This is a genomic window from Arenimonas terrae (assembly GCF_006265115.1).
Lineage (GTDB): Bacteria > Pseudomonadota > Gammaproteobacteria > Xanthomonadales > Xanthomonadaceae > Arenimonas > Arenimonas terrae.
Genome location: NZ_SMDR01000004.1, coordinates 130,849 through 154,872 on the forward strand (window position 1 = coordinate 130,849; position 24,024 = coordinate 154,872).

The 24,024-nt window shown below is 71.3% G+C and carries 15 protein-coding genes; 3 read left to right on the top strand and 12 right to left on the bottom strand.

The genetic code is table 11. From position 1 onward, the window contains the following. Nucleotides 1-17: 17 nt before the first annotated feature. Entirely contained in the window at nt 18-791 is a 774-nt protein-coding gene (locus tag E1B00_RS14415; RefSeq protein WP_139450014.1) for an AAC(3) family N-acetyltransferase, read from the top strand. 61 nt (nt 792-852) lie between these two features. After that, on the top strand, nt 853-1,785 hold the full coding sequence (locus tag E1B00_RS14420) for a S41 family peptidase (RefSeq protein ID WP_139450016.1): 933 nt from the start codon (nt 853-855) through the stop codon (nt 1,783-1,785). 27 nt (nt 1,786-1,812) lie between these two features. On the opposite strand, the gene E1B00_RS14425 is transcribed toward E1B00_RS14420, so the two are convergent. The 6 genes from E1B00_RS14425 to acnD all read right to left on the bottom strand — a co-directional run bounded on the left by E1B00_RS14425 (nt 1,813) and on the right by acnD (nt 8,819). Next, the gene (locus E1B00_RS14425; RefSeq protein WP_139450018.1) at nt 1,813-3,075 is read right to left on the bottom strand and encodes an RNA polymerase sigma factor; all 1,263 of its coding nucleotides are present in this window, start codon (nt 3,073-3,075) and stop codon (nt 1,813-1,815) included. A gap of 10 nt (nt 3,076-3,085) precedes the next feature. Further along, a complete protein-coding gene (locus E1B00_RS14430) occupies nt 3,086-3,508 on the bottom strand; it encodes a YciI family protein (protein WP_139450020.1) in 423 nt (140 codons plus the stop codon). 37 nt (nt 3,509-3,545) lie between these two features. Then, entirely contained in the window at nt 3,546-4,010 is a 465-nt protein-coding gene (locus tag E1B00_RS14435; protein ID WP_139450021.1) for an SRPBCC family protein, read from the bottom strand. A gap of 258 nt (nt 4,011-4,268) precedes the next feature. Next, nucleotides 4,269-4,958, bottom strand: a complete 690-nt coding sequence (locus E1B00_RS14440; RefSeq protein WP_139450023.1) for an SDR family oxidoreductase — start codon at nt 4,956-4,958, stop codon at nt 4,269-4,271. Nucleotides 4,959-5,011: 53 nt separating this feature from the next. Further along, nucleotides 5,012-6,208, bottom strand: coding sequence for a 2-methylaconitate cis-trans isomerase PrpF (gene prpF, locus E1B00_RS14445; RefSeq protein ID WP_139450030.1), 1,197 nt, complete (start codon nt 6,206-6,208; stop codon nt 5,012-5,014). A gap of 1 nt (nt 6,209) precedes the next feature. Then, entirely contained in the window at nt 6,210-8,819 is a 2,610-nt protein-coding gene (acnD, locus tag E1B00_RS14450; RefSeq protein WP_139450032.1) for a Fe/S-dependent 2-methylisocitrate dehydratase AcnD, read from the bottom strand. Between the two features lie 289 nt (nt 8,820-9,108). Between acnD and E1B00_RS14455 the strand changes: the two genes are divergently transcribed. Further along, nucleotides 9,109-9,483, top strand: coding sequence for a hypothetical protein (locus E1B00_RS14455; RefSeq protein WP_139450034.1), 375 nt, complete (start codon nt 9,109-9,111; stop codon nt 9,481-9,483). On the opposite strand, the gene E1B00_RS14460 is transcribed toward E1B00_RS14455, so the two are convergent. The 6 genes from E1B00_RS14460 to recC all read right to left on the bottom strand — a co-directional run bounded on the left by E1B00_RS14460 (nt 9,480) and on the right by recC (nt 24,023). Further along, complete coding sequence (locus E1B00_RS14460) at nt 9,480-10,412, bottom strand: hypothetical protein (RefSeq protein WP_139450036.1); 933 nt, start codon at nt 10,410-10,412, stop codon at nt 9,480-9,482. The two genes, E1B00_RS14455 and E1B00_RS14460, sit on opposite strands and share 4 nt — an antisense overlap. A 107-nt stretch (nt 10,413-10,519) precedes the next feature. Next, nucleotides 10,520-12,277, bottom strand: a complete 1,758-nt coding sequence (locus E1B00_RS14465; RefSeq protein ID WP_139450038.1) for a hypothetical protein — start codon at nt 12,275-12,277, stop codon at nt 10,520-10,522. A 37-nt stretch (nt 12,278-12,314) separates the two neighbouring features. Then, nucleotides 12,315-15,326 (bottom strand): hypothetical protein, encoded by a 3,012-nt coding sequence (locus tag E1B00_RS14470; RefSeq protein WP_139450041.1) that lies wholly within the window; start codon nt 15,324-15,326, stop codon nt 12,315-12,317. Nucleotides 15,327-15,436: 110 nt separating this feature from the next. Beyond that, on the bottom strand, nt 15,437-17,152 hold the full coding sequence (recD, locus tag E1B00_RS14475) for an exodeoxyribonuclease V subunit alpha (RefSeq protein WP_139450043.1): 1,716 nt from the start codon (nt 17,150-17,152) through the stop codon (nt 15,437-15,439). Continuing rightward, nucleotides 17,149-20,655 carry a UvrD-helicase domain-containing protein gene (locus tag E1B00_RS14480; protein ID WP_139450046.1) on the bottom strand — a complete coding sequence of 1,169 codons (3,507 nt, stop codon included), beginning with the start codon at nt 20,653-20,655 and terminating at the stop codon, nt 17,149-17,151. Before E1B00_RS14480 ends, recD begins: the two co-directional genes overlap by 4 nt. Then, nucleotides 20,652-24,023 carry an exodeoxyribonuclease V subunit gamma gene (gene recC / locus E1B00_RS14485; protein WP_220396302.1) on the bottom strand — a complete coding sequence of 1,124 codons (3,372 nt, stop codon included), beginning with the start codon at nt 24,021-24,023 and terminating at the stop codon, nt 20,652-20,654. The genes E1B00_RS14480 and recC overlap by 4 nt, the downstream gene beginning before the upstream one ends. Nucleotide 24,024 lies beyond the last annotated feature (1 nt).

Below are 24,024 nucleotides of genomic sequence, written 5' to 3' on the forward strand. Positions count from 1 at the left end.
TCCGGGGAGGCGCCGTGATGCCGGTGTCCGCCGAACAGATCGGTCGGCAGCTCGCGGCGCTCGGTGTGCCGCGCGGCGCGGTGCTGGTCGTGCACTGTGCGTTTTCCCGCACCGGTCCGGTGCAGGGCGGACCCGAAGGCCTGATCCAGGCGCTGCGGGCCTGGCTGGGTCCGGAAGGCACGCTGGTGATGCCGAGCATGACCGAGGACGACGACGCGGTCTTCGATCCGGCGCGCAGCCACTGCCGCGGCATGGGCGTGCTCGCCGACACCTTCTGGCGCCTGCCGGGCGTGCGCCGCAGCGACAGCCCGCACGCGTTCGCGGCCTGCGGGCCGCTGGCGGAGGTCATCACCGCTGCGCATCCGGTCGACGATCCGCACGGCATGGACAGTCCGGTCGGGCGCGTGTTCGCGCATGCGGGCCACGTGCTGCTGCTGGGCGTCGACCACGATGCCAACACCACGATGCACCTGGCCGAGAGCCTGGCGAAGGTCGCCTACGGCATCCCGAAATATTCGACCGTGCGCGACGGGAACGCGGTCCGGCGCATCCACTATCTGGAGGCCCAGGGCTGCTGTGCGCGTTTCGTCGAGGTCAATGCAGCGCTGCAGCGGCGGCGGGCGCAATCGATCGGACGGCTCGGCCACGGCACCGCCAGGCATGTCCGTTCGCGCGACGTGGTCGATGCGGCGCTGGACCTGCTGCGGCGCGACCCCGAAGCCTTCCTGCATCCGGCGGGCGAGTGCGGGGAATGCGACGCCGCGCGCGACGGATCCGCCCGCTCCGGCTGAGCGACCCGCCGCCGCAGTCGCCACGCCGGCCTCATCGAACATCCAGCCACCCAGGAGACCCATGATCACGACGCTCTTGCTCGCCGCCCAACTGGCCTCGCCCGTCGCCGCCTGTCCGACGCAGAGCGCGGTCCTGGTCGCCGCCGCGGAGAAGGTGCAGGCGCGATATGTCGATCCTTCCCAGGCCGCGCTGATCGCCGCCGACCTGCGCGAGTGGGCGCAGGACGGACGCTACGCCGCGTCCTGCCAGGACACGGCGCGATTCCTGCAGCGCCTGAACCAGGACCTGGACGCGCATGACGGCCACTTCCATGTCGAATTGACCGCCGACGCCGCCAACGCCGACGACTGGCTGATGCAGTGGCGCGCGGCCGCGGGGCCCACCAATGCCGGCGTCCGCGAGGTGCGCGTGTTCGAGGGCAACATCGGCTACCTGCGGCTGGCCACGTTCCATTCCTGGGACCTCGCGGGCGCCAAGCTGGCGCACGCCTGGGGACTGCTGAAGGACACGCAGGGCCTGATCCTGGACCTGCGGCAGAACGGCGGCGGCGATGCCGACACGCCCAACCGCATCGTCCGCAGTTTCCTCGGCGACGACGTGGTGGCGGTGCAGGACATCGAGCGCCGTTCGGGCAGCACCGTCGACGCACTGCCGGCGGCGTCGCTGCCGCCCTATGCCGGGCCCGTCGCGATCCTGGTCGACCGCCGCACCGCGTCGGCCGCGGAGTTCGTCGCCTACAGCCTGCAGGCGGAAAAACGCGCGCTGGTCTTCGGTGCCCGCTCGGCTGGAGCCGCACACCTGATGGGCGAACCGCTGGCGATCGGCCAAGGCATGCAGATCACCATCCCGGACGGGCGGCCGGTCAATCGCCGCAGCCGCGGCAACTGGGAGCGGCAGGGCGTGGTGCCGGATGTGCCCGGCGGCGACGACCCCGTGTTCCTGGCGCGCGAACACCTGCGTCGCGTGACCACGCCACCGGCGGCGAAGGACTGAGCAGCGGCCTGGCCGCCACTGCCGGCTTCAGCCGCAGGCCTCGCTGCGCTTGCGCAGGAACTCGCGCTCGCGCGCGTTCTGCGCCAGCTCGGCGGCGCGCGCGAACTGCAGCTTGGCTTCCAGCACGCGACCGGCGCGGAACAGGAAATCGCCGCGTGCCGCCGGCAGCGGCGCATAGGTCTGCAGCGCGGGCGTCTCGGCGATGGCGTCGAGCAGGCGCAGTCCCGCTTCCGGGCCATAGGCCATGCTGTGCGCGACGGCGCGGTTGAGTTCGATCACCGGCGAGGGCATCACCTCGGCCAGGGTGTCGTACGTGGACGCGATGCCGGGCCAGTCCGTGGCCTCGTAGATTTTCGCGCGGGCGTGGTGGGCGGCGATGCGCGCCTGCAGCGCGTAGGGCCCGCGTTCGCCGCCGAGGGCTTCGGATCGGTTCAGAGCGGCCAGACCGCGATGGACAAGCAGTTGGTCCCAGCGCGCGCGGTTCTGCTGCGCCAGCGTCAGCAGGCTGCCATCGGCCGCCGTGCGGGCGACCAGGCGCGAGGCCTGCAGCTCCATCAATGCCAGCAGGCCGAAGACTTCCGGTTCGTCCGGCAGGCGCGCGGCCAGCACGCGGCCCAGGCGCTGCGCCTCCTGGCACAGCGCCGGCCGCATCCGGTCGTCACCGGCGGTGGCGGCATAGCCCTCGTTGAAGATCAGGTAGATCACTTCCAGCACCGAGGCCAGGCGCGGCGCCAGCTCGCGGCCGCGCGGCACCTCGAAGGCCACGCCCGCTTCACCGATGCTGCGTTTGGCGCGCACGATGCGCTGCGCGATCGTCGCTTCGGACGTCAGGAAGGCGCGACCGATTTCGCCGGTGTCCAGGCCGCCGAGCAGGCGCAGGGTCAGCGCCGCGCGGGCGTCGGCGCCCAGCACGGGATGGCAGGCGGTAAAGATCAGGCCCAGGCGGTGGTCGCCGATGTCATGGTCCATGGCGGCTTCGATGTCCTCGATGCTCGCGAAGGGTTTGGCCTGCTCCGCCTCGTCGACCAGGAAGGCTTCCTTGTCGGCGTGCAGCTGCCGGCGCCGGATCGCGTCGATCGCCCGGCGCTTGGCCGTGGTCATCAGCCAGGCGCCGGGGTTGTCGGGGATGCCCGTGACGGGCCAGTCGGTGAATGCGGCGAGGAAGGCGTCCTGCGCCAGCTCCTCGGCCGCGTCCAGGTCGCGCAGCATCCGCGCCAGGCCGGCGATCAGCTTCGATCGCTCGATCCGGAAAACGGCCTCGATGGCCTGGCGGGTGGACGCGTCGCTCACGCGCTGCGCTTCACTTGCCGGCGAGCTTGTCGACGACGCGGCCGTGCACGGCTTCGGCTTCCGGCGTCATGATCGACTCGAAGTCCGCCAGTTCGTACACCGGGCGGATGTCGATGTCGCTGGAGCCCATCATCGGGTTCGGGCAGCGCTTCACCCACTCCACGGCCTCGGCCATGTCCTTGACCTCCCACAGCCAGTAGCCGGCGACCAGTTCGCGGGTTTCGGCGAAGGGGCCGTCGATGACGGTGCGCTTGGCGCCGTCGAAATGCACGCGCTTGGCCTGCGCGCTGGGCTTGAGGCCCTCGCCGGCCAGCATGATGCCGGCGTTGACCAGCTCTTCGTTGAACTTGCCCATCGCCTCGAGCAGCTCGGGGGCGGGCATGAGGCCGGCTTCGCTGTCGGCGGTGGCTTTGACGAAAACGATGACGCGCATTGGAATTCTCCTTGTGGGTCTGGAATGGCGGGACGGATCAGGCGCCGTCGGGGATTTCGGGTTCGACCAGGCGGGCCAGCTGTTCCAGTGATTCCTGCCAGCCCAGGACGCAGAAGTCGACCGGGATGGCGGCGGGAATGCCGGACTGGACGATGCTCAGCTCGGTGCCGGCGAAGCTCTCGCGGAACTCGATGTCCACTTCCATCTGGCCTTCCAGCGCGGGGTCGTCGAAGCGGTCGGTGTAGCGCAGGCGCTTGCCTTCCACCATCTCGACATAGCGGCCGCCGAAGCTGTGGCTGCCGCCGGTGGAGAAGTTGGTGAAGGACAGGCGGTGGCCGCCGCCGACGCGGGCGTCCATCTCGTGCACCGTGGCGGTGAAGCCGTAGGGAGGCAGCCATTTCACCATCGCAGCGGGGTCGATGAAGGCGCGGTAGACGCGCGCGGGCGGCGCTCTCAGGACGCGGTGGAAACGCACGGTGCCGGTGGGGGTGGTGTCGCTCATGGGGCTCTCCTTGATCGGGTGGGCAGGGCCGATCTTGGCCCTGTAACCAGACGACGAACCGGGGTGCGTGGTTTCGACACGGGACGGCGATTTTTTTTCGTCCGCCGACGGGTTCCCGCAAGCCATTGATCGAAAAGGCCTTCACCCAGCTCCGGAACGCGCGCGGGCCGGGGCGGCCGCCGGTCGGGCCAGCTTAGCGGGAGACTCGGACGCCGCGCACGGAGCGCAGGTAGCGGATCCGTTTACGGCGGGCCGCGCTCAGACCCGCCCGACCACCGGGATCAGCGCGCCGGTGATCGCGCTGGCGCGCGCCGACAGCAGGAAGGCGATGGCGTCGGCCAGCTGCGCCGGCTGCACCCAGCGGCTGAAGTCCGCATCGGGCATGTCGGTGCGGTTCACCGGCGTGTCGATGATGCTGGGCAGCAGCGCATTGACGGTGATGCCGCGGTCCTTGAGCTCTTCCGCCAACGCTTCGGTCAGGCGCGCGACGCCGGCCTTGGACGCCGCGTACGCGCCCATGCCCGCACCGGCCTTCACCGCGCCGTTGGCGCCGATGTTTACGATGCGGCCGCCGTCGGGAAGGTGGGGCAGCGCCGCCTGGCACGCCGATACCGCGGTGCGCAGGTTCATGCGGTAAAGCGTGTCCCAGGTGTCGAGCGAACCGCCGTCGATCTTTTCCCAGCGGAAGCCGCCGGCGATGTTGACCAGGCCGTCGAGGCCGCCGTGCTGCTTCGCGATCGCCGCGAACACCGCTTCCGCCGCCTCGGCCTGGCCGAGATCGACACCGCCGTGCAGGCTGGCGCCCTGCAGCGAGGCCGGATCGCGCGGCGCGGCCGCGAAGTCGATGGCGGCGACGCGCGCGCCCTGCGCCTGAAGTTCGCGCACGACGGCGGTGCCCAGGGCCCCGAAGGCGCCGGTGACGGCGATGGTTTTTCCGGTGAGCGGCATGGCGGTCTCCTGGGGGCTGCCGTGATGTTAGTCCAATCGCGCCGGGTCGCCGTTCACGGGCCGTGATCGGCCGGAACGCGCACCGAGCCTTCCATCAGCACGCGCGCGCTGCGGCTCATGGTCGCCTTGCGCGCGACCCATTGCCCGTTCACCTGCGCGGCCTCGATGCCCACGCGCAGCGTGCCGCTGGGATGGCCGAAACGCACCGCGCTGCGGTCGCCGCCGCCGGCCGCCCGATTCACCACCGTGCCGGGCACGGCGGCCGCGGTGCCGATGGCGACCGCGGCGGTGGCCATCATCGCGTGGTGCAGCTTGCCCATCGACAGCGCGCGCACCAGCAGGTCGACCTCGCCGGCCTCGACGCGCTTGCCGCTGCTGGTCGTGTAGGCCGCGGCGGGGGCGACGAAGGCGACCTTCGGCGTGTGCTGGCGCTTGGCGGCGTCGGCGATGTCCTTGATCAGGCCCATGCGCACGGCGCCGTGGGCGCGGATGGTCTCGAACATCGCCAGCGCCTTCGCATCGCCGTTGATGGCGTCCTGCAGCTCGGTGCCGGTGTAGCCGATCGCGGCGGCGTCCACGAAGATGGTCGGCACGCCGGCGGTGATCATGGTCACGGTGAGCGCGCCGACGCCGGGCACCTCGAGCGTATCGACGGCGTTGCCGGTCGGGAACATCGCGCCGCCGCCCTCGCCTTCGCCTTCCTCGGACGGGTCGATGAACTCCAGCACGATCTCGGCCGCCGGGAAGGTGACGCCGTCGAGCTCGAAGTCGCCGGACTCCTGCACTTCGCCGTTGGCGATCGGCACGTTCACGATGATCGTCTTGCCGATGTTGGCCTGCCACACGCGCACCGCGAACCTGCCGTTCTCCGGCAGCCGCGCCCGGTCGATGAAGCCGCTGGCGATGGCGAACGGACCGACCGCCGTGCTGAGGTTGCCGCAGTTGCCGCTCCAGTCGACGAAGGCGCTGTCGATCGACACCTGGCCGTAGAGATAGTCGACGTCGTGGCCGGGCTGCGAGGACTTGGAGATGATCACGCACTTGCTGGTGCTCGACGAGGCGCCGCCCATGCCGTCGATCTGCTTGCCGTAGGGATCGGGCGAGCCGATCACGCGCATCAGCAGCGCGTCGCGCGCCGGGCCCGGCACGCGCGCGGCCTCCGGCAGGTCCTGCAGCCGGAAAAACACGCCCTTGGACGTGCCGCCGCGCATGAAGGTGGCGGGAATCTTGATCTGCGGTGCGTGGCTCATGTCAGGCGGCCTTGGTCGATTCCAGGAAATCCTGGGCGAAGCGCTGAAGCACGCCGCCCGCCTCGTAGATGGAAACTTCCTCGGCGGTGTCGAGGCGGCAGGTCACCGGCACCTCGAGGCGTTCGCCGTTGCGGCGGTTCACCACCAGGGTCAGCGTCGCGCGCGGCGTGCGATCGCCGGTGACGCCGTAGGTTTCGGTGCCGTCGAGGCCCAGGGTCAGGCGCGTGGTGCCGGGCTGGAATTCCAGCGGCAGCACGCCCATGCCGATCAGGTTGGTGCGGTGGATGCGTTCGAAACCTTCGGCCACGATCGCCTCCACGCCCGCCAGGCGCACGCCCTTGGCCGCCCAGTCGCGCGAGCTGCCCTGGCCGTAGTCGGCGCCGGCGACGATCAGCAGCGGCTGGCCGCGGTCCATGTAGGTCTCGATCGCCTCCCACATGCGCATCACCTTGCCTTCCGGCTCGACACGCGCCAGCGAGCCCTTCTTCACCTTGCCGTCCACCACCGCCATCTCGTTGCTGAGCGTCGGGTTGGCGAAGGTCGCGCGCTGTGCGGTCAGGTGGTCGCCGCGATGGGTGGCATAGGAATTGAAGTCCTCTTCCGGCAGGCCCATCTTTGCCAGGTATTCACCGGCGGCGCTGTCGAGCAGGATCGCGTTCGAGGGCGAGAGGTGGTCGGTGGTGATGTTGTCGCCCAGCAGGGCCAGCGGCCGCATGCCGGTGAGCGTGCGCGGCTTGGCCAGCGCGCCTTCCCAATACGGCGGGCGGCGGATGTAGGTGCTCTGCGCACGCCAGTCGTACAGCGGGCTGACCCTGGCGGCGCTTTCGACCGCGACCCTGAACATCGGCTCGTACACGGCGCGGAACTGCTCCGGCTTCACCGCGGCCTTCACGATCGCGTCGATCTCGGCGTCGCTGGGCCACAGGTCCTTCAGCGTGACCGGCTTGCCGGCGGCGTCATGGCCCAGCACGTCCTTCTCGATGTCGAAGCGGATGGTTCCGGCGATGGCGTAGGCGACCACCAGCGGCGGCGAGGCCAGGAAGGCCTGCTTGGCGTAGGGATGGATGCGGCCGTCGAAGTTGCGGTTGCCGCTGAGCACGGCGGTCGCGTACAGGTCGCGGTCGATGATCTCCTGCTGGATCTTCGGGTCCAGCGCGCCGGACATGCCGTTGCAGGTGGTGCAGGCAAAAGCAACGATGCCGAAGCCCAGCTGTTCAAGTTCGGACTTCAGGCCAGCTTCCTCGAGGTACAGCGCCACGGCCTTGGAGCCCGGCGCGAGCGAGCTCTTCACCCAGGGCTTGCGCGTGAGGCCGGCACGGTTGGCGTTGCGCGCCAGCAGGCCGGCGGCGATCACGTTGCGCGGATTCGACGTATTGGTGCAGCTGGTGATGGCGGCGATGATCACGGCGCCGTCGGGCATCAGGCCCTGCATTTCCTGCTCGCGCGCGGCAGCCAGGTTGCCGGCGATGCCCTTGGCGGCGAGGTCGGCGGTGGCGACGCGCGCGTGCGGGTTCGAGGGGCCGGCCATGTTGCGGCCAACGGATGAAAGATCGAAGCTCAGGCTGCGCTCGTACTGCGCCGACGCCAGTTCGTCCGCCCACAGACCCGTGTGCTTCGCATAGGTCTCCACCAGCCGAACCTGCTCATCGCTGCGGCCCGTGAGCCGAAGATAGTCGATGGTGTTCTGGTCGATGAAGAACATCGCCGCGGTCGCGCCGTACTCCGGCGCCATGTTGGAGATTGTGGCTCGGTCGCCCAGGGTCAGTGCCGAGGCGCCTTCGCCGCGGAACTCCAGCCACGCCCCGACCACCTTCTGCTTGCGCAGGAACTCGGTGAGCGCCAGCACGACGTCGGTGGCGGTGATGCCCGGCTGCGGCTTTCCGGTCAGCTCCACGCCGATGATGTCGGGCAGGCGCATCCACGAGGCGCGGCCCAGCATGACGTTCTCCGCCTCCAGCCCACCGACGCCGATGGCGATCACGCCCAGCGCGTCCACGTGCGGCGTGTGGCTGTCGGTGCCGACGCAGGTGTCGGGATAGGCGACGCCATCGAGCACGCCGATCACGGGCGACATTCTTTCGAGATTGATCTGGTGCATGATCCCGTTGCCCGGCGGGATCACGTCCACGTTCTTGAACGCGAGCTTGGTCCAGTCGATGAAGTGGAAACGATCTTCATTGCGACGGTCTTCGATCGCCCGGTTCTTCACGAAAGCCTGCGGATCGAAACCGCCGCACTCCACCGCCAGCGAGTGGTCGACGATCAGCTGCACCGGCACCACCGGATTCACCTGGGCCGGATCGCCGCCCTGGTCGGCGATGGCGTCGCGCAGGCCGGCCAGGTCGACCAGCGCGGTCTGGCCGAGGATGTCGTGGCACACCACGCGCGCCGGAAACCAGGGGAAGTCGAGATCACGCCGGCGTTCGATCAGCTGGCGCAGCGAGGCGTCGAGCGCGGCCGGATCGCAGCGCCGCACCAGGTTTTCGGCCAGCACACGCGAGACGTAGGGCAGGCCGTCCCAGGCGCCCGGCTCAAGCGCATTCACGGCGGCGCGGGCGTCGAAGTAGTCGAGGGACGAGCCGGGCAGCGGCTGGCGGAAGCGGGCATTCATGGGGCGGGATTCCTGCGGAAGGCGCGAGGGGCGCCGCGCGGCGCCCTGGGCCCGCCATTATCCGGAAACACCCGGTCCAGCGTCACCCCGCGGCGGCGGCGTCAGCGCGCCGGAACGGCCGTCAGCCGGGCGCTCAGCGCGGCCAGCCGGGCCCGGGCGGCGGCATCCCCGGCCTGGGCATGGGGCGTGGCGGGACGGCCGTCGCGATACATCGATCCAGCCCCGATTGCGCACTCGCCCCCGTGGACCGGCTAGCATCGGCGCACCGGTGATTCAGGATCCGCGCCTCATGTCCTGGCAGGCAGCCCTGTGGAAAGCCACGCGTTCGCTGCTTGCGCTCGCAAGTGCCGGCGTGGTGCTGGTCGCCGGCACGATCGCCAGTGGCGAACTGGCCGCACTGCTGCGCTTGCCCTCGGGCGGCGATGGCCGCCTCGCCTGGGACCTGTCGGGCGTGATCCTGGCCGGAACGCTCGCCTTCTGGGTGGCGACACGCGCCGCGCCGACGGCGCCGCGCGGCCACGCGCGCGTGCTGCTGGTGGCGATGGCTGCGCTGGCGCTGTGGGCCGTTCTGGAACTCGGCGCCGACCATCCGCTGTGGTTCCGCGCCGGCCTGCTGCTGTCGCTGCCACTGCAGTACCTGGCCGGCACGCGCGCCGCACGCTAGCGGATCAGGCCGAGCAGGGCCTCCCTGCGGACGCTCAACACCATGCGCAGCTGCGCCGAGCGGTCGCCCTTCGGGATGTGCGTGCGCATGCTGTGCAGCCAGTCTTCGGGGTCGTCATTCGCGTAAACGCGCGTCGTGCCGCCGAAGCGGCCCTTGAGGCTCAGCGTGACCTCATGGAAGGCCGACTGGCTGGTGAAGAAGTTGGCGGGTTCGGCGCGATACTCCTTGCCGTCGATCACGTAAAGGATCGCCGTGGCCTTGCCCAGGCGGGCGGCCGCGTTGGCGTGCTGGTAGTTCGATTCGGACACCACGCTCGGCGCCTTGTTCTCGTTCGACACCGCAATCGATATCTGCGGGCCGTCCTTCTTGACGAAGTTTGCCGGCTCGCCCGCGAACGCCAGCACCAGGAAGTCGGTGAATTCCTTGACCTTGCCCTCGTGGACCAGCCGCACATTGGTGGCCAGGTAGGTGCGGCTGCGGCTCAGCCGAGGTGGTTTCGATATCTCCGTGCCGGTCCCGTCGTAGAACTTGACGCCCTTCCCCAGCTGCTTGTTGACGACGTCGACGTAGAGATCCGCCAGCTCGACCAGCTGGCGGCGGAACGCGGGGTGCAGATAGGCGAACTTCTCCACCACGGGCCCCACCAGCGTAGAGGCCAACCGGCCATTCTCGGCGTCGCTCAACCGCGCCGCGCTCACGGCGCGGCGGACCGCGAGCAGGGCGTCGCGGAAGGCGTACAGTTCCTTCTTCGAGGCAAAGCCGAAGGACGCCGGGCCACGCTGGGCCTTGGCGATGAAGGCGTTCACCGCCGACACGTCCTCCGCCGTCACCCGGCGCACCCGCGACTCCCGGCCCCGCAGGTTGCCGAACAGGATGAAGACCGCCAGAACGGTCCGGCGCCGGTTGATCGCCAGGCTCCTGGCGCTCATCGCGAACATCGTCTTCTTGTCCAGCCCGACGGCCCTGGATATCGACCGTGTGGCCGCGTCCATGCAGCTGGCGAGGAACCCGCCCCGTCGTTTCGCGCCGGTCTTGCTCACGTGCCGGCCGCCTCGTCGGCGGAGTGGATCGCCTCCATCAGCGTCTGGGCGTCCTGCAGCGCTCCGCGCACGAAGATCAGCTTCTTGAGCTGGCGCACGCGCCCCGCGGAACGCGACACCATGCGCAGCAGGACCTCCATGGCGACCTCCGCCAGCAAGGTCCGGCGCATGGCCAGCAGCTCGCCCAGGGCGGCGATGTCGCCGTCGCCAGCCTCGGCCAGCCGGACCGCCGTCATCCTCTGGAGGTCGTCGTACTGTTCGGCATAGACGAACGCCGCGCTGAACATCATCGCGACATCGGAAAGTTCGCTGATCACCCGCAGGGCGAGGCCGATCTGGCCGCCGACGGGAATGAACATCATCAGGCCCAGCACGGCGTCGACCACGGACAGGGCCTTCCGGGCCTCGTCCTTCTCGCGCCTGGCCACTTCCTCCTCGGCGGCCACCTGGAGCAACTCGCCGATCATCCTGCCCAGGACCACGTTGCGGATGCCGTCTTCGGCCGCCTCGTTCTCGTACAGCTCCACCAGGGTGCGTTCGCACAGCAGGTGCACGGCCGCGAAGTCGCGACCCGCCACGTCCGCAAGCGCGCGCCGGACCATCACCGCCTCCATCCCGGCCGGGTAGGCCGCGGACAGCACCACCTCGGCGCTTGTCCCCAGGTAGCGCCCCAGCACGCCGTTGTGGTCCAGCGCGGACCGCATCGATGCGGCGGTCGCCTTGATGTCGGCCAGGGTGGCGTCGAGCCGCTGCAGCATGTCCTCCTCGCTGGTGGATGCGCTCATCTGCGCCGCGATTGCCATCGCCCAGGGCGCGTTGACCTGCAGCTGGCGGCCGGCGTCGACGGCCAGGCGGGTGTGGACCTGCAGTTCCGCAAGCAGCTCCGCCTCGCTCTGCGCCGAATCCGAACCGCCGTAGCCGCCGTGCGATGCCCCGCTGCCGATGCCGCCCGACTGCGGGCTGCCGACCGGCGCGCCATTGCGCAGGTCGGAAAGGCGGGAATTGATCGCCTCGATCCGCTGCCGCGCCGTGCCCACCTGCACCAGGTAGTGGTGTATCGCGCTCGCCAGTTTCGGATCGGCCATGCGCGGCGCCGGTTGCATCTCGACCCCGCCGCCCACCGGCCGGAGCACCGGCACGTAGTGGATGCCGAAGGTCTTGACGGCCCCGGCGACCGACTCGATCGCGACATCGAGCCGGGCGCGCACCGTCTCCTGCACGCGGGCCTCGATGTCGCGGATCTCCTGCATCACGAACTCGGCCAACAGCAGCCGGCACTCGCGGTAGAACTTCGCCGCCGCGCCCGGCAGCGTGACGACCAGATCGACACCGCCGGGCAGCGAGGCCTCGCGCGGCTTCATGTCGGCCGGCTGCACGCCGCTCCAGGCCGCGACGGCGCTGGTCGCCGCTTCGACCTGGCTCCAGCCGCCGGCGGCATACAGGGTGAACAGGTCGAGAAAGAGCTCGTCGCCGAGCGGAAGCGCCTCGGGCTTGCCGCCGACCGGGACCTTGATCGTCGGATACGCCGACTCGTTGATCTGCTCTTCCTCCACCGACAGCGCGACGGCCAGCTCGCTGCGGTAGACATCCAGCGCGTGCTCAAAACGCTGCCGCGCCGACGCCACGCGCGCGTTCCAGACCGAGCTGGTCGCGGCGGGCCCGGCGGCCATGACCGCCAGAGCATCGCCGGGCACAGTCGGTTCGGTCTCGATCGAGATCGACAGCAGGGCCAGCTCCGGGCCGGACATGCTCACGGGGGGCTCCGTCGGGGGCTCAGGTCAGCGCGGGTCGTCACGAGACCGGCGGCGGCTCGTCGAACTCCGGCAGCGGCGAGCTGCTGTCCTGCAGGTAGACCAGCGACGTCGGCAGGATGAAGGGCCAGGGATCGCCCTCGGGCTCGCCGTCGGTACCGGCCTGCTGCTGTTTGCGGATCTCCTCGTGCAGCGGCAGGAACAGCGGGTCGTCGATCACCGGCGACGGGCCGCCTTCCCAGGGCACGCCCGTCGCCAGGTAGTGCAGCACCGCATCCTCGTAGCCCGGCGTGGCCGCGAGCAGCACGCGCGACGAGCCAGCCTGCAGGAAGGCCGTGTAGAACGGATCGCCGGCGTCGAAGCGGTTCATCATCTCGATCCAGCGCGGCGCGGCGCCCCAGAAGTAGGGATAGAACAGGTAGGCCAGGTTGTTCCACTCGAAGGCCTGCTCCAGGAACTGCACCAGGGGCGCCTTGTTGTTGGCGACGTTGAGGTCGATCGCCGGCAGGTTCAGCCCGGTCTCGGTATTGATCTCGACCTTCAGCCGCTGCGGCGTTCCGGCCGGCGAGGGCGTTTCCTTGAAGACGTAGTAGCTGTTCTCCCCGGGGCGGGTCGCCACGGCCGGATACAGCAGCCGGTCGTCGTAGATGTAGGAGTCGAACTCCTTGGCCATCAGCGTGATGCAGTGCTTCTTGAGCTCCTCGACGATCACCCGTGCGTTCAGCAGACCCGAACGCCCCTGCAGGATGTCGTTGGCGGTGCGGGCGCGGAACTCCGCCATCTCGGCCTGGTAAGCGGCGAGGTCGGCGTCGTACTGGGCCTGCAGGCGGCGGTTGGCGTCCTCGACCCTGGCGCGTTCGATCGCGTGCACGTGCTGGTACACACGGCGGCGCCAGTCGGCCATGCCGTCGTCGGCCCGCGTGGCGGTATAGCCCAGGGTGAAGGAGTAAAGGATGGCGTCGGTCAGGCCGATCGTGACCTCGACCTCCTCGTGCAGCGGCACGCTGGTCGCCGTCACGTCCACGTCCTGTCCCACGACCTGCCACATCGGTTCGCCTGGCGACCGGGTCAGCACCTGGATGCCGTCCACGAAGATCTGGAAGTTGTTGCTCCCGCCCGGGTCGGCCTCGTTGGCCTCATGGAACTTGATGAAGGCATCCACCCGCAGGCCGGTCAGCCGGTAGCCCTCCAGGCCCAGCCGGCTGGTGAAGGCACGGGTGCGGAAGCGGCGCTGGCCGCTGTTGGGGTCGTCGATTCCCACCGCAAAGGAACCGGTGATGGTTTTCTCCCCGGTGGTGGCATCGGAGAAGAAGCCCCGCCGCGTCTGCGGGCGCTCGGGCGGCGGCAGGGCCGACAGGTCGTAGAGAAGCGCGAGTTTTTCGTAGTCGGGCAGCGTGATGTCGTCGGGACCGGTCAAGGCAAGCGGCATCACCACCGACTTGAGGTCGAGCACCGGCGGCTCGGGCAGCGGCGTGTCCTGCGCATAGGCGCGCAGCCGGGACTCGACCAGGAAATGCGCCGGTTCGGGCACGATGAACTCAAACATCATGCGGCGGCCGACATTCCACAGCTGCGCTTCGTAGACCTTGTCCACCCAGCGGTAGATGCCCGAGACGTGCTGGGTGGCATCCTCGGCGTTGAAGCCCTGGGTGTTGGTCTCCTCGGTTTCGAGCAGGCGCACCGAGGTGCGCTGCTCGCTGGCGCGCAGCGACACCCGGTCCACGGATTTGGCGATCACCTCGCGCGCCAGGGTCTCGGCCGTCTTGGCCGACTCCTCGGCCGCGCTCTGGAACGAAAAGCCGGCGGTCACCGTCGCCACGACCGGCTTGCTGTCGTAGGTCACGCTACCGTTGGCGGTGATGCCGATCGTCTGCTTGAGGGTCTGTTCCGCGTCGCGCTTGAGCTCGAAGCGGTCGGTGGCCTGGTGCTCGCTCTGGCGTTCTTCGCTGCGCTCGGTGCTGCTGCTGAAGGTGTCTTCGCTCTTCTCCAGCCGGCGGAACTTCCGTTCGCGGTTCTCGCCCATCATCACGTTGTGGATGTAGGAGATCTCGCCGGGTTTGTAGGCGACCAGGCGCTGGCGCACCACCTTCAGGTCGCCGACGCCGATCGGATTGACTGCGCTGAACGGACGGCGGTGGCGCAGGCCGCGGCTGAAGACCGGATGGATCGCCGGCTTGGCGCGCAGCAGGGCCTGCACGGTGGCGGCGTCGCGGGCCACCAGCAAGGGCTGGACCTGCCGGCTGAGCGTCCAGTCGCGGAGCGCGGGGCGCAGGCGGCGGGCCAGTGCCAGCATCTCGCGCTCGGTATCGCTGAGGCTGGCTTCGGTCCGGCCCGCGAAGGCCGTCACCAGGTCGTCCACGGCGAAGGTTTCCAGCAGGTGCAGCGCCTGCATCGCCGCGATCACCTCGTCATGCCGCACGACGGCGCGCCGCCGGAGCACCTTGCGCAGGCTGTAGAGCAGGTACAGGCGGTCGAACAGGCGCCGCCACAGGTCCCACAGGTTGATCGCGAAGTCCCCGGCGGGGGCCAGCACCCCCTGGCGCAGCGAGGGCTGGTGCAGGGCCGCCAGGGCAGCGGCCTTGGCGCGGGCCAGCGTCAGGCCGGGGCCCATCGCGCGCAGCGTCGCGTGCAGCTCCATCAGCAGCTCCACGCCGCCGCCCATGTCGGCCGTGCGGTCGGGCACCAGGTACCAGGCGCTGCGGAAATCGAAGACGGCACGGTCGCCCACGTCGGCGAACAGCAGGTAGCCGGCGGACCAGGGGTCGCCGTCGGGCAGCTCGGCCAGCACCATCGGCACGAAACCGAGAAGGTCCGGATCGGCGATGTCGCGGTTCTCCAGGAACACGGCCCGGTAAAGCGTGCGGGCGATCATCGACGGGCTGTGCGTGGACAGCAGCGGGGTCGGCACGACGTCGACCTCCATGCCCTTGCCCACCAGGGTCCGGTCGTGGATGTAATGGATCTGCTTCTGCGTCGTCCCGACGTCCTTGGGCGAACGCAGCGCCATGAACTCCAGGATGTCGGAGGGCTCGAGTGCGGTTTCTTTGCTCACGGCAGCAGCCTCGGGGGGAAGGGGGAGCCGTGGCATGCATCACGAATACCGGAGCGGCCAGGCCCTCCGATTCAACGCGTTCCGGGGCCGGGGCCGGCCGCCGCAAGGACTCACGCGCGCAGTTTTTCCACCAGGCCGCCGGCCCGCTGCAGGGGCCGGGAAAGCGCGGCCTCGAGGCTTGCGCGGGGAGCCCAGATCTCGACGGCATGCTTGGCGCGCGATAGCGCGGTGTACAGCAGCTGCCGCGACAGGATGCGGTGTTCGGGATCGGGCGGCAGCAGGACGGCGACATGGCCGTATTCACTGCCCTGGCTCTTGTGGACGGTGATGGCCCAGGCGGGCTCGTGCGCCGGCAGCGCGCCCGGCGCGAACCCCCTGGCACCGCCCTCCGCGGATTCGAACCACACCTGCAGCGTGCCGTCGTCACCGGCCAGGCACAGGCCGACATCGCCGTTGAACAGGCGCGCGCCGTAGTCGTTGCGGGTGACCATGACCATGCGTCCGGCGAACCAGGTCTGGTCGGCGGGTACGTTCCAGCGCTGGCGCAGCTGGCGCTCGATCGCGGCATTCATCGCATCGGCACCGAAGGGGCCGTCGCGCAGCGCGCAGAGCAGCTGCCGCGCGGCGAGCGCGCGCAGCGCCGGCGTGGCGGACCCGCTGGCGGCCAGGGGCGCCGGCGGCCCGGCCTCGGCCAGGGTGTCGGTCCAGCGCCGCACCTCGCGCGCGAGCGCGGCCGGAGCCTCCACGGCGTGCAGCGCGGCGCGTTCGCCCGCCGCCGCGAGTGCAGTCGCCAGTGCCGCGCCGTCGCCGGCGCGCACCGCTTCGTTCACCGGCACCAGCCGGGTATCGGCGCGGAAGCTGTGGCGCAGGCGAACCAGCTCCGGCGCGCCCTGCGCCTCCAGCACCGCGACCAGGTCCATCAGCACCGAACCGGCACCGACCGGATTGAGCTGGTCGGCGTCGCCCACCAGCACCAGCGCCGCCTCCGGACGCAGCGCGCGCAGCAGCGCGCGCAGCTGGGCGAGGTCGAGCATCGAGGCTTCGTCCACCACGACCACGCCCGCTTCGATCGGCGAGTCCGGCCCCCGGGTGTAGGCATTGCGGGTCGGCGAATAAGCGAGCAGGCGGTGCACGGTGAGCGCGTCCGCGGTGGGCAGGGAATCCAGCTCAGGCTGCCAGTCCGGCGGCAGGTGCGCGCGCAGCCGCTCCGCTTCCTGCCGCAGCGACTGCACCAGGCGCTGCGCCGCCTTGCCGGTGGGCGCGGCGACGGCAACACCCTGCCCGGCCAGCCCGTCGCGCTGGAGGCGCAGCAGCATGCGCAGCACGGTGGTGGTCTTGCCGGTGCCGGGCCCGCCGGTGAGCACGAACAGCCGCCGCCCGCCGACCGCGCGCACCGCCTGGCGCTGCTCGCCGTCCCGGGCCGGATCGCCGCCCGGGAACAGTGCCGCCAGCGTCGCCTCGTCCAGGCCGGAGGGCACGACGGCGGTGCGGCGCGCGCGGACCGCCGCCGCCACGTCGCCCTCGTCCCGATGATTCCGCCAGAGGTAGAAGCGGCCCTGGGCGTCGAGCACGAAAGGGGTCGGCTGGTTGCCGTCGCCGACCAGGAACTCGGACCGCAGGGCCTCGCGCGCGTCGTCCGCCAGCGGCGCCAGCGCGGTGTCGCCCGCCAGTTCGGCGACTGCGGCGCGGCCGGCCATCTCCGCCAATCGCGCGGAACCGCCATGGCTCAGCACCCAGCGCGCCAGCGCCCGCGCCAGCATGCGTTCGCGCAGCGGGCCCTCGGTTTCGGCGAGCGGCGGGCGCGGCTCGTAGCGCAGGTGGCTCATGCTCCAGCCTCCGTCTCTGCCAGCACCGCATCGACGGCGTGGATCAGGCCGTCGCTGAAACGTTCCACGAAAATACCGGCGCCCGGCGCCAGGCCGGCGGCGCGCACATACATATATATATAGGCGCCGAGCTGCTTCGCCGGCACGTAGTCCGGCAGTCGCTGGCGCAGGAAGCGATGCAGCGCCACCGTGTAAAGCAGCGCCTGCATCCGGTAGTGGCTGTGGTCCATCGCCGCGCGCAGGCCGTGGCCGCGATAGTCGGACAGGCGTTCGCCCAGCCAGTTGCCCTTGTAGTCGAGCACGTGGAAGACGCCGGCGTGTTCGAACACGAGGTCGATCTTGCCGGTCATCAGGCCACGCAGCCGCTCGGCCGCGAGCGGCGGAACGAGGTCCGGTTCGCCGTTCGCGGCGCAGGCGGCGCGCAGACGCGACAGCCGCGCGGCGTCGAGCGCGAAGTGGAAGGCCATCTCGGCGCGCTGCTTCGCCGCCGGCACCTCGCCCAGGCGCAGGCCGGGCAGCAGCTCGGCGGCGAGCGCGCCGTCCATGCGCTGCGCGAGCGGCGCGACCACCGACTCGAGCCTGGTGTCCTGCGCCCGGACGCCGAAGCCGCGCAGCTGCTCGATCAGAAGTGCGTGCTGCCGCGCCAGCGGGCGGTCCTGCCGGCGGTGCTCGAAGGCGGCGTGCAGCGCATTGCCGAAGGCGGTGCCGCGCACGTTGGCCAGCGTCGACAGCTCCGGATGCGGCGGCTCGTCCGCCGGCTCGGGAATGACGGCGCCCGGCATCGTCGGTTCGTCGTCGGCGGGCGCCTCTTCGGTGGCCGCCAGGCGCAGGCCGCTGATCAGGGTCGAGAAGCTCAGGCGCTGGCGCAGCGGCGTGGCCACGGGCTCGCTCAGGGCGACACGCGTAGGCGGAGACGACGTGACGCGCGGCAGCTGCGCTTCGACCAGCGGCCAGCCGGCATCGTTCCAGGCGACCTGCGGCAGCGCGTGCTGCAGGCCGGCCTGAATCACCCGCGCCAGCATCGCGTCCAGCGGCGCGCGCTCCGGATCGGCCTTGGGTTTCTGGCTGTTCGCCGCCTGTGCACGCTCCGGCGGCAGGGCGTACACGTGGCAGGCGTGGATGGCGCGGGTCAACGCGACATAGAGCGTGCGGAAGCGCTCGTCCTGCCCTTCCCAGCGCGCGATCGCTTTCGCCGCGTCGTCGAAGGCGGCGCGGCGGCCGCCCTCGCGCAGCGGCACCAGATACGGCGCCTGCAGCGACTGGCCTTCATGCGCCCACATCAGCGGCAGGAACACGACCGGGAACTCCAGGCCCTTGCTCTTGTGCAGGCTCATCAGCTGCACGCGGCGCGCGTCGGATTCGATGCGCGGCTGGCGCTCGTCGCCGCTGTCCTCGTCGCCGTCGCCCCGGCGCTGTTCGCCCAGCCAGGCCAGCAGCTCGCGGGCGCCGCCGCCCTGTTCGCTGCGCTGCTGCAGCAGTTCGCCGAGGTGGCGCAGGTCGGTGAGGTCGCGTTCGCCACCGGGCGTGGCCAGCAGGCGCGGGGCCGCGTCGACCGCCAGCTGCTGCACCAGGGCCAGCACGCCCTTCGCGCGCCAGGTATGGCGCAGGCGCTGCAGGCGATCCGAGACCGCGGCCCACCGCGGCGAACCGGCATCGAGCGCCGCCAGCATGGCCAGGTCGTAGCCCCAGAGCCGCGTCAGCAGCGCGGCGCGCAGCGCCGACTCGTCCTCTTCCGCCAGCACCGCGCTCAGCACCAGCTGCAGCTCGAAGGCCCAGTCGCCGGCGAACACGCTGTCGCGCGCGCCGCCGACGCAGGGCACGCCGCGCGCCTGCAGCCGCGCGCGCAGGCTGGCGATGTCGCGGTTGGTCGGCAGCAGCACCGCGAGGTCGCCGGGCTCCAGCGGCCGGCCGCCGATCGCGTGCTGCCCCGAGGCCAGCATCGCCGCGATCTGGTTGGCGCAGGCGTCCAGCGCCTGGCGCCGGCGTTCGCCCTGGCGGCCGGGATCGTCGGCGTGGAAGTGGACCTGCAGCGGCCGTTCGAGCACGCGGCCGCCGATGGTGTACGGCGTGCCGTCGCGGCGATCGCTGGCTTCGACGGGGCGATAGTTCACGTCGTCGGCGCCGCTGCGGCCCAGGGTCTCGCCGCCGGCCGCATACCACTGGTTCACGGCCTGCACGTAGCCGCGCGAGCTGCGGTGGTTGGTGCCCAGCACCAGCACGTGGCCGGCGTCGCCGCGGGCGCGGCGATAGGCGTGGATGTCGCCGCCGCGGAATCCGTAGATCGCCTGCTTGGGGTCGCCGATCATCACCAGACGGCCGCGCGGCGCGCCGTCGGCGTCGCGGTAGAGGCGGTCGAGGATGCCGTACTGCTGCGCGTCGGTGTCCTGGAATTCGTCGACCAGGGCGACCGGCCAGTCGCGGAACAGCGCGTCGGCCAGCGCCGGATTGGCGGCGATGGCCGCATGCGCGCGGCGGATCATCTCGTCGAAGGTCACCTGGCCGCGTGCGGCGAGGCGCTCGTCGCGCCAGCGCTGCGCCTGCTCGACCTGGGCGCGCCAGAAGCGCTGCAGCGGCACGAAGCGCGTGGCTTCGATGCGCGGCCAGCCGCCGAACAGCGCCGCGATGGCCGGGTGCGCCAGGAAGGCAGCCTGGTGTTCGGGGCGGACCTGCTTGTCCAGCAGCTGATCGCGGATCAGCGCGAGGTGGTCTTCCTTCGGCCACCCGCCTTCGCCGGCGAAGCAGTCGGCCAGGGCCGTCAATGCGGTGCGCAGCGCGCTGTTGCTGCGCGCGAACCAGGCCACGCGGCCGACGACATCGCGCAGGCCGGACACCAGGTCCTCCGGCAGGGCGGCGAGCACGGCCGGCAGGTCTTCGCCTTCGGCGTCGATGCGCACGCCCGGCGCCATCAGCTGCTTGAGCTGCCTGCCGAAGCCTGCGAGTTTCAGGTCCTCGAGGGCGATGCCCGCCGCCGCCGCGCCATCGCCCTGGTGCAGCACGCGCCAGGCGTCGCGCGCCAGCTCGTCGGCCAGGGCCTGGCCCGAGGTCGGGTCGCCCACTTCGAAGCGGCTGCCGCTTTCGAAGGGATGTTCGGCCAGGATGCGCTGGCACAGGCCGTGCAGCGTGCCCACCGGCGCGCGGTCGAAATCGGCCAGCGCGAGGCGCAGGCGGCGGCGGTCCTCACGCAGGCACGCCGCGTCGCGCCAGCGTGCGCGCAGCCAGGCTTCGTCTTCCGGCGGCACATCGGATGCCGGCGGATTCTCCGACAGCCACAGCGCATGGCGCAGCCGCGCCCGCAGGCGTTCGCGCAGCTCCTGCGCGGCGGCGTCGGTGAAGGTGGTGACGACGACCTGTTCGACGGCCAGCGGCTGTTCCAGCAGCAGGCGCAGGTACAGCACGGCAATGGTCCAGGTCTTGCCGGTGCCGGCGCTGGCTTCGACCAGAGAGCGCCCGGACGCCGCCAACGGCAGCTGCGACCAATGGGCGACCGGCTGCGGCCCGCTCATTCCGCCTCCTCCGGCCCAAGCCGCAGGATCTCGGCGATGCGTCCGGCCTGGTCCTTGAGCGCTTCGTGGTCCGCGCTGCCTTCCTCGAAATCCAGACCGCGCCCGAGCAGGCGCGCATAACCGGGCGCATAGCCGCGTTCGACCTGCCAGGCGCCTTCGGCGTCGTCCTTGCCGGCCGCGAGCACGCTCGAAGCGCGCGGGAAGTACCAGGCCGGGTGCGTGGCCGGCCGTGCCCACAGCGCGACCAGGTCGAGCACCCGCTGCTCGAGATCGTCGAGCATGTGGCGCTGGCCCGCGGCCGGCGCGGCGAGGAAGTCGCGATCCCAGCGCGCGATGCCGTCCTGCCATTTCGTGCCAGGTTTTTTCACCAGCGCGGCCAGGCGCACGGCGCGGCCGGCGTTTTCCGGCGCCAGCCGCAGCAGCGCCCAGGCCAGGAACAGCGGCAGGCGTTCGCGCAGGTCGAGGTCGCCTTCCTTGTCACGGTTCGGGAACACGTCGAACACCCAGAGCGTGCCGCCGGCTTCGAAGGCGTTCTTCAGTTCGCCGGTGAGCCGGAAGCGGCCGAGTTCGCGCCGCAGCGGCGGTGTCGCCTCCGGCAGCCCCGCGGCCAGCAGCGGCGCCAGGTCGGCGCGCGCACGCGCGCCGTCGACCAGCGCCTGCACCGCCTCGACTTCGCGCGTCCATGCCGCTTCGCCCAGGCCGGCGGCGGGCAGCAAGCCCGCCAGGCGCATGGCCTCCGGGGCCTGCGCCGGCAGCGGCGTGGCCGGATCGCGCAGGGCCTGCAGGCACAGCGCGCGCGCCGGCGAATCGAGCCGGCCCAGGCGCGGCTCCAGCGGTTCGTCCTCGGCCAGGCCGCTGTCGTCCAGCGCATCCAGGCGGGCCTGCAGGCGTTCGGCCAGCAGCACACGCGCGGGATCGCGGAAGTAGCGGCGCAGCTCGGCCAGCGAGAGCTCGCGCACGCCATCGTCCTCCGGCGCCGGGCCGGCGGGCAGCAGCTGCGCCGGCTCGGGCGCGCCGCGCACCATCGCCGCGAACTCGCTCCGGTAGGTGAACAGCCGCGGATCGGCGCCGTCGAAATAACCTGCGTCGAATGGCTGCAGCGGATGTTCGACCCGCCAGGCGGGCGTCATCGCCTCGTCGTCGATCCGATCGCCCGCCCGGGGCAGCGCCGCCATCAGCTCGGCCAGCGGCGCGGCGGGATTGCGCGCGCTGCCGCTGACCGCGTCGTGGGCCACATAGCTCAGGTGCAGCGCGTCGCGCGCCGACATCAGCGTTTCCAGGAAGAGGTAACGGTCGTCGCTGCGCACGTCGCGGTCGCCGAGCCGGCGCAGGCCCGGGCGGCCGATCGGATCGAGGCCGGCGTCGATGTCGTTGCGCGGGTATTCGCCTTCGTTCAAGCCCAGCACCGCCACCACGCGGAACGGGATCGCGCGCTGCGGCACCATGCCGCAGACGGTGATGCCGCCGGCCAGGAAACGCTGGCGCTCGGGCACCGCCGACAGGCGCTCTTCCAGCCACTGCTTGACGACCGGGAAGGCCAGCGACGGGTCCAGCTCCAGTTCGCCCGGCTCGCTGGCCAGCGCACGCAGCAGGCCGCGCAGCTGGTCCATGGCCTCGAGGCCGGCGGCATCGGCGGGATCGGCGAGGAACAGCGCGTCGAGGCGTTCTTCCAGCCGCCGCGCCCACTCGCTGGCCGGGCGTTCGGCGGCGGCATCGCTGCGCAGGCCCGCGAGCTGCTGCAGCAGGTGGTCGAGCGCACCCAGCGCCGGAGTCGCGCCGCCGGAGACGCCGGGCACGGGCACCATCGCACTGTCGTCAGGCAGGTGCAGCACGGTATCGATGCCTTCGCTGCCGTGGATGAATCCGGCGACCAGCCGGTCCATCGCCCAGGACAGCGTGTGTTCTTCGGTCGCCGGCACGCCCATCGCGGCGCGGAAGGCCGGGTCCAGACCCCAGGCCGCGCGCGCGTCCGCCAGCCACTGGGTCAGGCTGTCGAGCGCGCCGTCGTCGAGCCCGAGGCGGCGCTTCACCGCCGGCTGACCGAGGAAATCGACCAGTTCGGGTGCGGTCAGCCGCGTGTTCGGCAGCGACATCAGCTGCCGGAACGCGGCGAACAGCGGCTGCGCGCGCGCCATCGGCACGTCGGCCAGGTGGTAGGGCAAGGGGCCTTCGGCGCGGCCGGCTTCGCCGAACACCGACGGCAGCAGCGGCAGGTAGGCGCCGATGTCGGGTGCCATGACGACGATGTCGGAGGGCTCGAGGTCCGGGCGTTCGGCGCGTTCGCGCAGCAGCGCGTCGCGCAGCGCTTCGAGTTCGCGCAGGCGCGAGTGCGCCGCATGCACGCGCAGCGAGCGGTCGCGCAGGCGCACGTCGCGGCTGCGCGGGTCCACCGCCATCAGCGCAGGGTCGAGCCGGCGCAGGCTTTCCTGCGTGCGCTCGAGCAGCGACTCCGGCGCACTGTCGGCCTCGCGTTCGTCGCGGAAGTGGCGGATATCGAGCCCGGCCTCAAGCTGCTGCATCGACAGCATGAAGTGCTGGCCCAGCCGCCCCCAGGCCGCCAGCAGCGGATGGCCCTGGTCGAGGAAGTAGGCGCTGGCGTCCTCGCCGTGCGGGTCTTTCGCCAGCTCGAGCAGGCGCGCGCGTTCGCTGCGCAGGCCGGCCCAGTATTCGCGGCAGGGATCGGGCAGGTAGAACACCACCGGCCGGTGCGCGGCCAGCGCCTGCAGCACGGCCAGTTCCGCCGGCGCGATGTGGCTGATGCCGAACACGTGCAGCGGATCGCCGGCGCCCACGTCGACGCCCCCGGCCCGCAGTGTCGCGCCGAGTTCGGCCAGGCGTTCGCCGCGGTGCGGCTCCTGCAGCGCCTGGCGCAGCAGCCGCCACAGCGCCGGATGGAAGCCGGCCCCTTCGAAGGCGTTGCGTGAATACGCCCAGTCCTCGAGCCAATCCGGCCGGTAGGCCATGTACTGGATGTAGATGCGCGCCAGCCGGTCGGCGAGCTGGAACCGGCGCAGCGGCGCGTCCGGGCCGGCGAGGTAGGCGGCCAGGGCGGCGTCGGGCGGCGCGGCCAGGACCTCGTGGATGCGCCAGCGCAGCCATTCGCGGCGCCAGCCCCGCGGCGACACCGCGTTTTCGCCCAGCACCTGCCGCGCCAGACCGTCGAGGAAGCCGGTGGGCAGCACGATGTCGAGGTTGGCGACGATGCCACCCGCGCCGCGGCGCCGCGCCAGCGCGCCCGCCAGCCACTGGCGCATGCCCGGGTGTGCGGCCACCACCGTCTGCGGCGCCAGCGGCGAGGCCGGGGCCTGGGTGGCCAGCAGATGGTCCAGCGGCTCCAGCAGCGCCTCCAGGCGGCTGGCCCGGAACACC